This window comes from Candidatus Symbiothrix dinenymphae (genome assembly GCF_001431085.1).
Map to the genome: position 1 here is coordinate 1 of NZ_BBRU01000221.1, position 636 is coordinate 636.

Sequence of the window (636 nt, forward strand, 5' to 3'; positions counted from 1 at the left end):
CTTTTCTGCTCTAAGAAATTTCATAGAAACAGGTTTTTTCGTACCAAAATGCATCCTATCTACCATAATATCACCGGGTTGAACGCGATAAAAATCCAGCTGTGCTGTGTAGGATGTTCCGTCACTATATTTTATACTATAATACAGATGGAGGGAAGCCAATTCAGAAGTGCCCGTATTCTGTATTTTAACCGTAAGATAAGTGAAATTATCATACTCCTCAGGAGCTAACGCTAACTTCTCATCCAGAATTACATAGTCAAGCGCAGGGCGACTGCGTTCGGACGTTCGCCTTTCAGATGCAACTTCTTCTTCTACAACTTCTTCTACAATCGGTGCGGGGGGGCGTTTTGAGCATGATTCTAAAAATACTCCCGTTGTCATACCAACAGTCGCCGCCAACACAACAATACTGTAAAACTTTGTTTTACTTGAACTAACTCTTACATTTTTCATAACTTTTTACTTTATATTATTAATTGTTTTTAAAATTTCATTTTTGCACACGAAAAAAGCGCGGTACTATCTTTAAGTATCCCGCTTACTTGGGTATTTGCCTGACCTTGGAGTACAGGATAAGTAAAAGTCCACGCACCCACGTGAACATTTTAACCTAACCTTTCACTCCTTTAAATG

At 38.7% G+C, this 636-nt stretch carries 1 protein-coding gene; it reads right to left on the reverse strand.

The features are described 5' to 3' along the window. On the reverse strand, positions 1–456 hold a 456-nt coding region (locus ASC50_RS03025; RefSeq protein ID WP_158648339.1), incomplete at its 3' end, for a hypothetical protein. Positions 457–636 lie beyond the last annotated feature (180 nt).